The sequence below is a fragment of the Streptomyces atriruber genome (assembly GCF_001418325.1).
Classification (GTDB): domain Bacteria; phylum Actinomycetota; class Actinomycetes; order Streptomycetales; family Streptomycetaceae; genus Streptomyces; species Streptomyces atriruber.
In genome coordinates this window covers 1-13,810 of the sequence record NZ_LIPN01000315.1, presented here as the reverse complement: position 1 = coordinate 13,810, position 13,810 = coordinate 1, and the positions used below count along the sequence as shown (strand labels likewise).

Below are 13,810 nucleotides of genomic sequence, written 5' to 3'. Positions count from 1 at the left end.
GGTGCGGAAGCGGCAGCCCGACGGCGGGTTCACGGGGGACGGCACGTCGCCCTTGAGCAGGATGCGTTCGCGGCGCGGGACGTCGTCCGCGGTCGCCTCGGGGACCGCGGACAGGAGCGCCTTCGTGTAAGGGTGGCGCGGGTTCGCGTACAGGCTCTCGCGGTCGGCGATCTCCACGATGCGGCCCAGGTACATCACGGCGACGCGCTGCGAGAAGTGGCGTACGACGGCGAGGTCGTGGGCGATGAAGAGGAACGCGATGCCCAGGTCCTTCTGGAGCTGCTGGAGCAGGTTGACCACCTGCGCCTGGATCGAGACGTCCAGGGCCGACACCGGCTCGTCCGCCACGATCAGCTTCGGCTCAAGGGCGAGCGCCCGTGCCACCCCGATGCGCTGGCGCTGGCCGCCGGAGAACTCGTGCGGGAAGCGGTTGAAGTGCTCGGGGTTCAGGCCGACCGTTTCGAGGAGCTCGCGGACGCGGGCCTCGCGGCCGCCCGCCGGTTCGATGCCGTTGACCTCCATCGGCCCCGAGATGATCTTGCCGACCGTCTGGCGCGGGTTCAACGAGGCGTACGGGTCCTGGAAGATCATCTGGATCTCCGAGCGGACCGGCGCCAGCTCCTTGCGCGAGGCGTGCGTGATGTCCCGGCCGCGGTAGGAGATCCTGCCGCCGGTCGGCTCCAGGAGACGCGTGATCAGGCGGCCCGTCGTCGACTTGCCGCAGCCGGACTCGCCGACCAGGCCCAGGCTCTCGCCCCCGCCGACGGTGAAGTCCAGACCGTCCACGGCCTGCACGGCGCCGATCTTCCGCTTGAACGGGAACCCGCCCATCACGGGGAAGTGCTTGGTCAGCCCGCTGACTTCCAGGAGAGGCGCGGGAGGGGTGCTGCTCATCGTGGTGGAATCCCGTCTCTTGTACGTCAGTCGGTGCGCGTGCCCGCGAAGTCCGCGAAGAACTCCGTGCGCTGCTCGGCCGTGAGGTGGCAGGCCGCGCCCCGGCCCCCGGTCAGTTCGAGGAGCGGCTGCTCGCCCGAGCAGCGCCCGTCCCCGACCTGCTCGGTGAAGGCGCACCGCGGGTGGAAGCGGCACCCGGAGGGCGGGTTGAGGAGGCTCGGCGGGGTGCCGGGGATGGGGGAGAGCGGCACGTCCACGGGGCCCTCCAGGGACGGCATCGAGCCCAGCAGACCCCAGGTGTAGGGGTGCTGCGGCGCGCGCAGCACCTCCTTCTTCGTGCCCCGCTCCACGCACCGGCCGCCGTACATCACCAGGACGTCGTCCGCGATGTCGGCGATCACGCCCAGGTCGTGCGTGATGAAGATGATCGCCGTGCCGAACTCCTGCTGGAGGTCCTTCAGGAGGTCCATGATCTGCGCCTGGACCGTCACGTCGAGCGCGGTGGTCGGCTCGTCGGCGATCAGCAGCGTCGGGTTGCAGACCAGCGACATCGCGATCATCGCGCGCTGGCGCATACCGCCCGAGAACTGGTGCGGATAGTCGTCCACGCGCAGATCGGGCTGCGGGATGCCGACCTTCGTCAGCATCTCGACCGACCGGTCCCTGGCCTCCTTCTTGGAGGCGCCGGTGTGCTTGCGGAACGTCTCGCCGATCTGCCGGCCGATGGTGTGGTACGGCGACAGCGACGCCAGCGCGTCCTGGAAGATCATCGCCATCTTGTTGCCGCGCAACTGCTCCAGCTCCCGCTCGGTGGCGGTGAGCAGCTCCTTGCCGTCGAGGACGATCTCGCCGTCGATGGCGGTGCTGTCCTTGTGGTGCAGGCCCAGGATGGCGAGGTTCGTCACGGACTTGCCGGAGCCGGACTCGCCCACGATGCCGAGGGTCTTGCCCTTCTCCAGCTCGAAGTCGAGACCGTCGACGGCCTTGACCGTGCCGTCCTCGGTGGCGAAGTGGACGCGCAGGTCGCGTACGGACAGGAAGGGGGTGGTGCTCATCAGATCTCTCCCTGAGCCCTAGGACAGCCGCACGCGCGGGTCGATCAGCGCGTAGAGGGCGTCGACGACGATGTTGAAGATGACGATCGCGGTGGCCGCCACCAGGACCACGCCGAGCAGGAGCGGCAGGTCGCTCGTGTCGACCGCCTTCACCGACAGCTCACCGATGCCGTGCAGGGCGAAGGTCTTCTCGGTGATGATCGCGCCGCCGAGCAGGACGCCGATGTCCAGGCCGAAGATGGTGACGATCGGGCCCATCGCGCCGCGCCAGGCGAAGCGGAAGAAGACCGTGCGGCGCGAGAGCCCCTTGGCCCTGGCCGTGCGGACGTAGTCCTCGTTCATCGTCTCGACGAGCTGCGAGCGGGCCATGCGGGTGTAGTTCGCGGTGAAGATCAGCGCGAGCACGAGCCAGGGGATCAGCAGCCCGGAGAACCACTGCGCGGGGTTCTCGGTGATCGGTGTGTACGCGGGCCGGTCGAGCAGATGCAGCTGGTCGGTGAGGAGGTACACGGCGAAGACGCCGACGACGTAGATCTGCATCGAGGAGGCGATGAGCGACGCCGACGAGGCGATCTTGTCGACGGCCTTGCCCTGTTTGACGGCGGCCAGCATGCCGGTGCCCACGCCGAGGACGACGAACACGACCGCGGCGCCCATGGAGAGCGAGACGGTGGTGGGGAAGCGGTCGAGGATGGTGGCCAGGACGGGTTCCCGGTTGCGGAACGAGTAGCCGAGGCAGGGCGCGTCACAGAACCCGTAGGTGTCGTAGTCGCGGCCGACGAACAGACCCTCGAACCAGTGCCAGAACTGCACCGGCAGCGGGTCGGCGATCCCCAGGTTGTGCTTCACCAGTGCCAGCGTGTCCGGCGGACAGACCTTGCCGCAGGCCAGGCGCGCGGGATCGCGCGGAGCGGCGTAGAAGAGAAGGAAGACGATCGCGCTGATGATCAGCAGGATCATCGCGCCGCCGATGACGCGGCGAATGAGGAAGCGGAGCATGGCAGTTGGGATTCCTGACGGATGCCGTGAGGGAGGTGAGGGTCGGGGCGGGCCCCCGGGAAGAACCCGGGAGCCCGCCCCGGGGGCGCGTCAGCCCTTGACGTACGTCTTGTGGAGCAGCGTCGCTGCGAACTGCGGGTCGTGGATGGCGCCGCCGACCTTGGAGCCGTGCAGGTACCAGCGGCGCTGGTAGGTCTCCGGAATGATCGGCACGACCTCCTTCATGATCCGCTTGTCGAGCGCGGCCCAGGCCTTGCCGGCTTCCTTCGGGTCCGAGATGACGGCGTTCTTCTTGATCGCCTCGTTGATCCAGGGGACGTCGCACTGCGAGACGTTGTTCTGGCCGTCGCCGATGGCCGTGCCGTCGAGCATCGGCTGGATCATCGTGTAGGCGGTCGGCCAGTCCGGCGACCAGCCGAACCACATCACGTCGAACTTGTTGTCCAGGCGCTGGGCCTGGTCGTAGAAGTCCGTCGAGTTGAGCGGCTTGATGACCGGCTCGAAGCCCGCGGCCTTCAGGTTCTTCTCGATGATGATCTTGGTCTTGTCGTAGGTGGGGCGCCGCGGGAAGGCGTACACGATCTTCGTGCCGAGCTTGCCGGCCTTCTTCAGGATCTCGTGGGCCCGCTTGACGTCGCCCTGCGGCTCGTCGAGCTTGTCGTAGAGGTCGAACTTCTCGCGGCCGACGATGTCGGGGCTGAGGATCGTCGTCGCGTAGTCGCCCGCGGTGGTGCCGCCGTAGATCTTGCGGCTCTGCTCCAGCGGCCAGGCGATGAGCAGCGCCTTGCGCACCTCGACGTCCGTGACGCGCTTCATGTTGATGGCGAAGTAGTAGGTGCCCGACGACAGGCCGTTGAAGCTGCGCTTCTTGATGTCCGGGGTGGTGAGCACCTTCTGCATGCGCTCGGCCGGGATCGGCTCGTAGATCGCGACCATCTGCTGGTCCTTGCCCTGGTCCGCGATGAAGCGGTCGCAGGACTCGGGGCCGGTCGGCCCGAACTCGAACTCGAAGCTGTCCGGGTAGGCGTTGCGGATGGAGTCGGTCTTCGGGTCCCAGTGCTTGTTGCGCGTCAGCGTCATCGACTTGTCGATGGTGCGGTGCTTGACGATGTAGGGGCCGCAGGAGAAGGGCGCCTTGTCGTACTTCTCCTTGGTGTCGTGCTTCACGGGAGCGGCCGCGTACGAGTGCATGGCCAGCGTGAAGTTGAACTCCGGGCGCGACTCCTTCAGATGGAAGGTGATCGTCCGCTTCGCCTTGTCGGTGACGATCGAGTCCAGGTGCTTGCCCTTGTACGGACCCTCGTACGCGTCACGCCACTTGGCGCCCTTGCCGGTCAGCGCCTGCTGGACGTAGATGGCGCCCTCGGTGATGAACGGGGCCCAGCCGCGCTCGAAGCCGTGCCGGACGTCGTCGACGGTGAGGTCGCTGCCGTCCTGCCACTTCACGCCCTCCTTGAGCGTGAAGGTCCAGGTCTTGTTGTCGTCCGAGGCCTTGCCGGTGTCGGTGGCGAGGTCGCCGACGAGGATCTGGTGGCCCTCCATGTCGGTCTGGTAGCCGGTGAGGCAGCGCGCGAAGAGGTTGGCGAGGGAGGAGTTGTACGCGAAGTAGATGCGCTGCGGGTCCATGTGCGACACGTCGTCCTCGGCGACGCCGTAGATCGTGCCGCCCTTCTTGGCGCCGGGGACCCCGGGCGCGGGCCCGGTCGAGTCCTTCTCGGTGCCGACCTTCACGCTCGCGTTGGTGTACTCCGTGGCCCCGCCGTGCGAGCCGCCGTCCCCACCGCCCGAGTCGCCGCTGCTGCACGCGGACAGCACGAGCGAGCCGCCCGCCGCGACCGACGTCGAGATGAGGAGGTTTCTGCGTGAGATTGCCATCTGGCTACCAACCCTGTGTGAAGGAAAGAGAGCGAAGAGCGGGCGGGCACGGCCCCGTCGCGCGTGCCTGCCCCGGGGGAGCGTCAGCGTCGGGTCTTCGGGTCGAGCGCGTCGCGCACCGAGTCCCCGAGCAGGTTGAAGGCCACCACGAAGATCACCATGGCGAGGCCGGGGAACACCATGAAGGTGATGTCGTCCTGGTAGTACTTCGAGCCGTTCTGGATCATCACTCCCCAGTCCGGCGTCGGCTCCTCGAGTCCGACGCCCAGGAAGGCCAGGCCCGCCTCGGCGGTGACGAACAGCGGGAGCAGGAGCGTCGCCTGGATCAGGATCGGCGTCCACAGGTTCGGGAGCAGTTCCTTGAAGATGATGCGCGCCGGTGAGGCGCCGGTGACCTTGGCCGCCTCCACGAACTCCCGCTCGCGCAGGGCGAGTACCTCGCCGCGGAGCAGTCGCGCCAGGGGGGCCCAGCCGAAGGCGGTCATCACCGTGATGAGGCTGGTGACGGTGAGCCACTGCGGGATCTTGTCCTCGGGGCTGACCAGGACCGAGATCATCACCGGGAAGAACGCGATGTAGAAGAGCGTCGACGGGAAGGCCAGCAGGATGTCGATGATCCGGCCGATGAGGTAGTCCGTCTTCCCGCCGATGTATCCGGCGGTGAGGCCGATGGTGATGCCGAGCAGGGTGACGAGAAGCGTCGTCGCGGTCGCGATCAGCAGGGAGTTGCGGATTCCGTAGAGCAGGAAGGTGAAGACGTCCCTGCCGAGGACCGGCTCGACGCCGAACCAGAAGTCCCCGTCGATGCCGCCGTTCGGCTTGATCGGGTAGTTGAAGTCGTTGAGCAGTCCCGGCTGGTCGAGTCCGTAGGTGTCGTACGGATTCTTCCCGTACACCTTCGCGATCAGCGGCGCGCAGAGCGCGACGACGAAGAAGAAGATCACGACACAGGCGGCGATCACGCCGGACTTGTCCCGCTTGAAGCGGGTCCAGGCGAGCCGTCCCGGTGAACGGCCCTTGCTGCCCTGGTCCTTGGGCGGTGGCGGCGTGCCGTCTGTTTTGCCCGTCACTTCAAGCGTGGCGGCAGTGGCGGGAGTTGGGGAGGTCATGGCGCTCCAGGCCCGAAGAGGGTCATCAGGAATCCGCAGGACAACCAGCACCCACGGGCTTGGCGCGACTTTCGCAAGGCGTTTCCCACGCGGTCAATGAATCGTGAGCCGCTTTGAGCCTCTCTTGAGCTCCTTTATTTCTTCTTTACCTAAGCGTGGGCATGACATTGCGTTGGCGTAATCATGCGTGATGGACAAGGTGTGCCGGGGCGGGGCAAGCGCGGCATTGAGTCGGATATGAGTCCGATATGCGGTCGGGGTCGTCTCGGAATGCGTACATCCGGATGGGCTCCGACTCGTACGGGTGGGGTAAATGTGCGGTTCATTCCCCTTGCAGCGATATTTGGCGGTAAGTAATCGCGGTAGCCGAGGATCAGGAGGACTCCATGCGTGGAGCCACGCACGCCAAGTGGGCCGCATGTGCGGTGGCCGTCGCTCTCGCGGCGACGGCCTGCGGTGGCGGGGGAAGCAGCGGCGGCGGTGGCGACGGCTCCGGCATCGTGAGCTCCTCCTGGGGCGACCCCCAGAACCCGCTGGAACCGGCGAACACCAACGAGGTCCAGGGCGGCAAGATCCTCGACATGGTCTTCCGGGGCCTCAAGCGGTACGACCCGAAGACCGGCGAGGCCAAGGACATGATCGCCGAGTCGATCGACACCGACGACGCCCAGAACTTCACGGTCAAGATCAAGGACAACTGGAAGTTCAGCAACGGCGAGAAGGTCACCGCCAAGTCCTTCGTCGATGCCTGGAACTACGGCGCCAACCTCAAGAACAACCAGAAGAACGCCTACTTCTTCGGCTACATCGAGGGCTACGACAAGGTCCACCCCGAGAAGGGCGACCCCGGCGCGCAGACCCTCTCCGGACTGAAGGTCGTCGACGACAAGACCTTCACGGTCAAGCTCAGCCAGAAGTTCTCCACCTGGCCCGACACCCTCGGCTATCCGGCCTTCGCGCCGCTGCCCAAGGCGTTCTACGACGACCACGACGCCTGGCTCTCCAAGCCCATCGGCAACGGTCCCTACACCGTGGACTCGTACACCAAGGGCTCGAAGATGTCCCTGCGCAAGTGGGACGGCTACCCCGGCGACGACAAGGCGCAGAACGGCGGTGTGGACATGAAGGTCTACACCGACAACAACACCGCCTACACCGACCTGATGGCCGGCAACCTCGACCTGGTCGACGACGTCCCCGCCTCGCAGCTCAAGAACGCCAAGAACGACCTCGGCGACCGCTACATCAACACCCCCGCCGGCATCATCCAGACCCTCGCCTTCCCCTTCTACGACAGCAAGTGGAACAAGCCGGGCCTGGAGAAGGTCCGCCAGGGCCTGTCCATGGCGATCAACCGCGAACAGATCACCGAGACGATCTTCCAGAAGACGCGGACGCCCGCCTCCGACTGGACCTCCCCGGTCCTCGGCGACAAGGGCGGCTTCAAGAAGGGGCTGTGCGGCGACGCCTGCACCTACGACGCCGACAAGGCGAAGCAGCTGGTCAAGGACGGCGGCGGCATCCCCGGCGGCACCCTCAAGGTCACCTACAACGCGGACACCGGCTCGCACAAGGAGTGGGTCGACGCCGTCTGCAACTCCATCAACAAGGCGCTCGGCAACGACAAGGCCTGCGTCGCCAACCCCGTCGGCACCTTCGCCGACTTCCGCAGCAAGGCGTCCAAGCAGGAGCTGGACGGCGCCTGGCGTGCGGGCTGGCAGATGGACTACCCGCTGATCCAGAACTTCCTGGAGCCGGTCTACTTCACCGACGCCCCGTCCAACGACGGCAAGTTCTCCGACAAGCAGTTCGACAAGCTCGTCAACGAGGCCAACGGCGAGACGGACACCAACAAGGCGATCGGCAAGTTCCAGGACGCCGAGAAGATCCTCGCCAAGGAGATGCCCGCCATCCCGCTCTGGTACCAGAACGGCAGCGCCGGCTACTCGGACAAGGTCTCCGACGTCTCGCTGAACCAGTTCAGCGTGCCGGTCTACAACGAGATCAAGGTCAACTGAGACGCCGGGAGCGGCCGCCCGGCCCCCGCGGGGGAGCCGGGCGGCCGCTCCCCTTAATTCCGGAGCCCCCATGGGACGTTATGTGATCCGGCGTCTGCTGCAGATGATCCCGGTCTTCATCGGCGCCACGCTGCTGATCTTCCTGATGGTGAACGTGATGGGCGACCCCGTCGCGGGCCTGTGCGGCGACCGCAAGTGCGACCCCGCCACGGCCGCCCAGCTGAAGAAGGAGTTCGGCCTCGATAAGCCGGTGTGGCAGCAGTACCTCACGTACATGGGCAACGTCTTCACCGGCGACTTCGGCACCGCGTTCAACGGCCAGAAGGTCACCGAGCTGATGTCGGCCGCCTTCCCCGTCACCATCCGGCTGACCGTCGTCGCCATCGTCTTCGAGATCGTCATCGGCATCTCGCTGGGCGTGCTGACGGGCCTGCGGCGCGGGCGCCCCGTCGACACCGTGGTGCTGCTGCTCACGCTCGTGGTGATCTCCATCCCCACCTTCGTCACCGGACTCGTCCTGCAGCTGCTGCTGGGCGTGCAGTGGGGCGTCATCAAACCCTCGGTGTCGAGCGAGGCGCCCTTCAACGAGCTGCTGATCCCAGGACTCGTGCTCGCCTCGGTCTCCCTGGCGTACGTCACCCGGCTGACCCGCACCTCCATCGCGGAGAACCGGCGCGCCGACTACGTCCGCACCGCCGTCGCCAAGGGCCTGCCCCGGCGCCGCGTCGTCACCCGGCACCTGCTGCGCAACTCCCTGATCCCCGTCGTCACCTTCATCGGCACCGACGTGGGCGCGCTGATGGGCGGCGCGATCGTCACCGAGCGGATCTTCAACATCCACGGCGTCGGCTTCCAGCTCTACCAGGGGATCCTCCGCCAGAGCACCCAGACCGTCGTCGGCTTCGTGACCGTCCTCGTCCTCGTCTTCCTGGTGGCCAACCTGATCGTCGACCTCCTGTACGCCGTACTCGACCCGAGGATCCGCTATGCCTGAACCCCATCAGCCAGAGGGCGCCATCGCCGCGACCGGCATGGGCGGCGCGATGGACCTCGCCGCGAGCGAGGCGACCTCCCTGGAGAAGACGCCGGGCGGGCCCGACGGCGGCGGCCCCTCGGCCCCCGCCCGCAGCCTCTGGTCCGACGCCTGGCGGGACCTGCGGCGCAACCCGATCTTCATCGTCTCGGGCCTGGTCATCCTCTTCCTCGTCGTCATCTCCCTGTGGCCCTCGCTCATCGCCTCCGGCAACCCGCTCGACTGCGACCTCTCCAACGCCCAGAAGGGCTCGGCGCCCGGCCACCCCTTCGGCTACAACGAGCAGGGCTGCGACGTCTACACGCGGGTCGTGTACGGCACCCGCGTCTCCGTCACCGTCGGCGTGTGCGCCACCCTCGGCGTCGCCGTCATCGGCAGCGTGCTCGGCGGCCTCGCCGGGTTCTTCGGCGGGGCGTGGGACGCGGTCCTCTCCCGCATCACCGACATCTTCTTCGCCATCCCCGTCGTCCTCGGCGGTCTGGTGCTCCTTTCGGTGGTCACCAGCTCCACCGTCTGGCCGGTGATCGGCTTCATGGTGCTGCTCGGCTGGCCGCAGATCTCCCGCATCGCCCGCGGCTCCGTCATCACCGCCAAACAGAACGACTACGTGCAGGCGGCGCGGGCCCTCGGCGCCTCCAACTCCCGGATGCTGCTGCGTCACATCACCCCGAACGCCATCGCCCCCGTGATCGTCGTGGCGACCATCGCGCTCGGCACGTACATCGCCCTGGAGGCCACGCTCTCCTACCTCGGGGTCGGTCTGAAGCCGCCGACCGTCAGCTGGGGCATCGACATCTCGGCCGCCTCCCAGTACATCCGCAACGCCCCGCACATGCTGCTCTGGCCCGCCGGAGCCCTGGCGATCACCGTGCTCGCGTTCATCATGCTCGGCGACGCGGTGCGCGACGCCCTCGACCCGAAGCTGAGGTAGGCGCCCATGGCAACCGTGGCATCCGAGGCGGCCGCGTCCGGCACGCCCGCGGCGTCCAAGCTGCTCGAAGTGCGTGACCTGCACGTGGAGTTCCGCACCAGGGACGGCGTCGCCCGAGCCGTCAACGGCGTCGACTACAGCGTCGACGCGGGCGAGACGCTCGCCGTCCTCGGCGAGTCCGGCTCCGGCAAGTCCGTCACCGCCCAGGCCGTCATGGGCATCCTCGACACCCCGCCCGGAAAGATCACCGGGGGTGAGATCCTCTTCCGCGGCCAGGACCTCCTGGGGCTCAAGGAGGAGGAGCGGCGCAAGATCCGTGGCGCCGGCATGGCGATGATCTTCCAGGACGCGCTGTCCTCCCTGAACCCGGTGCTCAGCGTCGGCGAGCAGCTCGGCGAGATGTACGTCGTCCACCGCGGCATGTCGCGCAAGGACGCCAGGGCCAAGGCCGTCGAACTGATGGACCGGGTGCGCATCCCGGCCGCCAAGGAGCGGGTCGGGCAGTTTCCGCACCAGTTCAGCGGCGGCATGCGCCAGCGCATCATGATCGCCATGGCGATGGCGCTGGAACCCTCGCTGATCATCGCCGACGAGCCCACCACCGCCCTCGACGTCACCGTCCAGGCCCAGGTCATGGACCTGCTCGCGGAGCTCCAGCGCGAGATGAACATGGGCCTGATCCTCATCACCCACGACCTCGGCGTCGTGGCGGACGTCGCCGACACCATCGCCGTCATGTACGCGGGCCGCATCGTCGAACAGGCCCCGGTCCACGAGATCTACCGGGCGCCCGCGCACCCCTACACCCGCGGCCTGCTCGAATCCATCCCGCGCCTGGACCAGAAGGGCCAGGAGCTGTACGCGATCAAGGGGCTGCCGCCGAACCTCATGAACATTCCGCCCGGCTGCGCCTTCAACCCCCGCTGCCCCATGGCCCAGGACGTCTGCCGCACCGACGAGCCACCGCTCGCGCAGGTGACGTACGAGGGACTGGCCGCCGACCGCAGGAGCGCCTGCCACTTCTGGAAGGAGACGCTCGATGCGACACGGTGAGGGCGGCGCGCACATCAGCAAGAAGCAGCTGGCGGAGGAGGGCGAGACCGCACGGCAGCTGCTGGACAAGGCCAAGGGCGAGATGGACTTCGCCGAGCACGGATCGGATTCGGGGCGCGAGCCGATCCTCCGGGTCCGCGGCCTGGTCAAGCACTATCCGCTGACCCAGGGCATCGTCATCCGCAAGCAGGTCGGTGCGGTCAAGGCCGTGGACGGCGTCGACTTCGACCTGGGGCAGGGCGAGACGCTCGGCATCGTGGGGGAGTCCGGCTGCGGCAAGTCGACGGTCGCGAGGATGCTCGTCAACCTGGAGCGGCCGACCGCGGGCGAGATCCGCTACAAGGGAGAGGACATCACCAAGCTCTCCGGCCGCGCCCTCAAGGCGGTCCGCCGCAACATCCAGATGGTGTTCCAGGACCCCTACACGTCCCTGAACCCCCGGATGACGGTCGGCGACATCATCGGCGAGCCGTACGAGATCCACCCCGAGGTGGCCCCCAAGGGGTCGCGCCGCCAGAAGGTGCAGGAGCTCCTGGACGTGGTCGGGCTCAACCCCGAGTACATCAACCGCTATCCGCACCAGTTCTCGGGCGGCCAGCGCCAGCGCATCGGCATCGCGCGCGGCCTGGCGCTGCGCCCCGAGGTCATCGTCGCCGACGAACCGGTCTCCGCCCTCGACGTCTCCGTGCAGGCGCAGGTCGTCAATCTCCTGGAGAACCTCCAGAACGAGTTCGACCTGAGTTACGTCTTCATCGCGCACGACCTGTCGATCGTCCGGCACATCTCCGACCGGGTCGGCGTGATGTACCTGGGGCGGATCGTGGAGATCGGCTCGGACGCGGAGATCTACGACCACCCGACGCACCCCTACACCCAGGCGCTGCTCTCCGCCGTGCCCGTCCCCGACCCCGAGGCGCGCGAGCACCGCGAGCGGATCATCCTCTCCGGGGACGTGCCCTCGCCCGCCAACCCGCCCTCCGGCTGCCGCTTCCGCACCCGCTGCTGGAAGGCGCAGGAGCGGTGCGCGCTGGAGGTCCCGCTGCTCGCCGTGCCGGCGGAGTTCCGCCTCGACGACAGCCCCGCCGCGCACGACTCGGCCTGCCACTTCGCCGAGGAGAAGCAGGTCGTGCCGTAGCGGGCGGGGCGGCTCGCGCCTACTTCCTCGGGATCCCCAGGGACCGCTTGAGGAAGTCCACCTGGAGCAGGAGCAGGTTCTCCGCGACCTGCTCCTGCGGGGTCATGTGGGTGACGCCGGACAGCGGCAGGACCTCGTGCGGGCGGCCCGCGGCGAGCAGCGCGGAGGACAGCCGCAGGGAGTGCGCCACCACCACGTTGTCGTCGGCCAGGCCGTGCACGACGAGCATCGGGCGGTGCGGCTCGGCCGCCTCCACGAGCCCGTCGTCCCAGATCAGGGAGTTGTGCCGGTACGTCTCCGGGGTCTGGTTCGGATCGCCCAGGTACCGCTCCTCGTAGTGCGTGTCGTAGAGCCGCAGGTCCGTGACCGGGGCGCCTACCACCGCGGCGTGGAACACGTCGGGCCGGCGCAGCGCGGCCATGCCCGCCAGGTAGCCGCCGTAGGACCAGCCGCGGATCGCCACCCGGGACAGGTCGAAGGGGAACTGCTCGGCGAGCGCGTGGAGGGCGTCGACCTGGTCCTCCAGCGTGCGGGTCTTGTCGTTCTTGATCGACTTTTCCCAGCCGGGGGAGTGGCCCGGGGTGCCGCGGCCGTCCGCGACGAGCACCGCGAAGCCCTGGTCGGCGAACCACTGCGAGGTCAGGAAGATGTTGTGCGCACGCTGGACGCGCTGGCCGTGCGGGCCGCCGTACGGATCGAGCAGTACCGGAAGAGGCCCGTCCGTCTCCTTGTAATCAGTGGGGAGCAGGACGGCGCACGGGATGTTCCGCGTGCCCCCTTCCGTGAGCGTCACGCGCGGTGTGAGCCCTGGGCGCTGGGCGTGTGAGGCGATGGTCGCCACCTGCTTGCCCCCGCGCAGCACCCGCACCTGGGCGCCGGGGCGGTCGAGCGTGGCGGACACCAGGACGGTGAGGCCGCCCGCGCGCACCGCCGAGTGCACGCCCGGCTCCTGCGAGACGCGCTCCACGCCCAGTTCGTTGACGCGGTACACGTGGATCTCGCCGGTCTCCGGGTCGGCCGCGGCCGCACCCGCCGACGCCGACACCAGGATGTCCTCCTCGGTGACGTCGAGGACCGCGCGGACGTGCAACTGCGGTCCGGTCAGCGGGCGTTCCCCCCACGCCAGGACGCGGGCTCCCCCCTCGTCGGCGATCCGCACCAGCTTCCCGCTGGGCGACCAGCACGGCACACCAGGGAAAAGTTCAAGCCATTCTGGATCTTCCTCCGCGTGCACCATCCGCGTGGCCCCGCTCTCCGGATCCACCGCGAGATACAGCTGGCCGCACTGGTCGCGGGACTGCACGAGAAGCAGTGGCGCACCGTCCGCCGACCAGTGCACCCGGGCGAGATAGGGGAAGCGGGCGCGGTCCCAGACCACCTCGGTGCGCGAGCCGTCCAGACCGAGGACCCACAGGCTCACGTCCGCGTTGGGCGTGCCCGCGGCCGGGTACGCGATCTGCTCGGGCGCCCGGTCCGGATGCGCCGGATCAGCGATCCACCACCGCTGTACGGGGGCGTCGTCCACCCGCGCGACGAGCAGCCGCGCCGAGTCGGGCGACCACCAGAAGCCCCGCGAACGGGCCATCTCCTCCGCCGCGATGAACTCGGCGAGACCATAGGTGACGGTCGCCTCCAGGCCCGTCTCGGGCGCCGCGAGGGCCCGGTCGTCCTCCCCGTCCACCCCCGTCACGCGCAGGGCGCCCTGCGC

11 protein-coding genes are annotated in these 13,810 nt (G+C 68.2%); 5 read left to right on the top strand and 6 right to left on the bottom strand.

Annotation, left to right across the window (positions count from 1 at the left end; genetic code table 11):
- The 5 genes from AOK03_RS29090 to AOK03_RS29070 form a co-directional block, all read right to left on the bottom strand.
- The coding region (locus tag AOK03_RS29090; protein WP_055568342.1) for an ABC transporter ATP-binding protein at positions 1-894 on the bottom strand (894 nt) is incomplete at its 3' end.
- Between the two features lie 26 nt (positions 895-920).
- On the bottom strand, positions 921-1,949 hold the full coding sequence (locus tag AOK03_RS29085) for an ABC transporter ATP-binding protein (protein ID WP_055568341.1): 1,029 nt from the start codon (positions 1,947-1,949) through the stop codon (positions 921-923).
- Positions 1,950-1,967: 18 nt separating this feature from the next.
- Positions 1,968-2,948, bottom strand: coding sequence for an ABC transporter permease (locus tag AOK03_RS29080; protein ID WP_055568340.1), 981 nt, complete (start codon positions 2,946-2,948; stop codon positions 1,968-1,970).
- 90 nt (positions 2,949-3,038) lie between these two features.
- On the bottom strand, positions 3,039-4,823 hold the full coding sequence (locus tag AOK03_RS29075; RefSeq protein WP_055568339.1) for an ABC transporter substrate-binding protein: 1,785 nt from the start codon (positions 4,821-4,823) through the stop codon (positions 3,039-3,041).
- A gap of 83 nt (positions 4,824-4,906) precedes the next feature.
- Positions 4,907-5,932 (bottom strand): ABC transporter permease, encoded by a 1,026-nt coding sequence (locus AOK03_RS29070; protein WP_079075020.1) that lies wholly within the window; start codon positions 5,930-5,932, stop codon positions 4,907-4,909.
- 386 nt (positions 5,933-6,318) lie between these two features.
- Between AOK03_RS29070 and AOK03_RS29065 the strand changes: the two genes are divergently transcribed.
- The 5 genes from AOK03_RS29065 (at position 6,319) to AOK03_RS29045 (ending at position 12,102) form a co-directional block, all read left to right on the top strand.
- Positions 6,319-7,950, top strand: coding sequence for a peptide ABC transporter substrate-binding protein (locus AOK03_RS29065; protein ID WP_055568337.1), 1,632 nt, complete (start codon positions 6,319-6,321; stop codon positions 7,948-7,950).
- A gap of 70 nt (positions 7,951-8,020) precedes the next feature.
- The gene (locus tag AOK03_RS29060) at positions 8,021-8,944 is read left to right on the top strand and encodes an ABC transporter permease (RefSeq protein WP_055568336.1); all 924 of its coding nucleotides are present in this window, start codon (positions 8,021-8,023) and stop codon (positions 8,942-8,944) included.
- Entirely contained in the window at positions 8,937-9,914 is a 978-nt protein-coding gene (locus AOK03_RS29055) for an ABC transporter permease (protein WP_055568335.1), read from the top strand. The genes AOK03_RS29060 and AOK03_RS29055 overlap by 8 nt, the downstream gene beginning before the upstream one ends.
- A gap of 6 nt (positions 9,915-9,920) precedes the next feature.
- Entirely contained in the window at positions 9,921-10,967 is a 1,047-nt protein-coding gene (locus tag AOK03_RS29050) for an ABC transporter ATP-binding protein (protein WP_055568334.1), read from the top strand.
- A gap of 82 nt (positions 10,968-11,049) precedes the next feature.
- On the top strand, positions 11,050-12,102 hold the full coding sequence (locus tag AOK03_RS29045) for an ABC transporter ATP-binding protein (protein ID WP_208609619.1): 1,053 nt from the start codon (positions 11,050-11,052) through the stop codon (positions 12,100-12,102).
- A gap of 19 nt (positions 12,103-12,121) precedes the next feature.
- On the opposite strand, the gene AOK03_RS29040 is transcribed toward AOK03_RS29045, so the two are convergent.
- Positions 12,122-13,810: S9 family peptidase (locus AOK03_RS29040; protein ID WP_055568332.1), on the bottom strand; the 1,689-nt coding region annotated here is incomplete at its 5' end.

What these genes read in the sequence shown, in the direction of transcription:
- AOK03_RS29070 (WP_079075020.1), bottom strand. Translation starts at nt 5,932, where the DNA reads ATGACCTCCCCAACTCCCGCCACTGCCGCCACGCTTGAAGTGACGGGC.
- AOK03_RS29045 (WP_208609619.1), top strand. Translation starts at nt 11,050, where the DNA reads ATGGACTTCGCCGAGCACGGATCGGATTCGGGGCGCGAGCCGATCCTC.
- AOK03_RS29065 (WP_055568337.1), top strand. Translation starts at nt 6,319, where the DNA reads ATGCGTGGAGCCACGCACGCCAAGTGGGCCGCATGTGCGGTGGCCGTC.
- AOK03_RS29050 (WP_055568334.1), top strand. Translation starts at nt 9,921, where the DNA reads ATGGCAACCGTGGCATCCGAGGCGGCCGCGTCCGGCACGCCCGCGGCG.
- AOK03_RS29055 (WP_055568335.1), top strand. Translation starts at nt 8,937, where the DNA reads ATGCCTGAACCCCATCAGCCAGAGGGCGCCATCGCCGCGACCGGCATG.
- AOK03_RS29085 (WP_055568341.1), bottom strand. Translation starts at nt 1,949, where the DNA reads ATGAGCACCACCCCCTTCCTGTCCGTACGCGACCTGCGCGTCCACTTC.
- AOK03_RS29060 (WP_055568336.1), top strand. Translation starts at nt 8,021, where the DNA reads ATGGGACGTTATGTGATCCGGCGTCTGCTGCAGATGATCCCGGTCTTC.
- AOK03_RS29080 (WP_055568340.1), bottom strand. Translation starts at nt 2,948, where the DNA reads ATGCTCCGCTTCCTCATTCGCCGCGTCATCGGCGGCGCGATGATCCTG.
- AOK03_RS29075 (WP_055568339.1), bottom strand. Translation starts at nt 4,823, where the DNA reads ATGGCAATCTCACGCAGAAACCTCCTCATCTCGACGTCGGTCGCGGCG.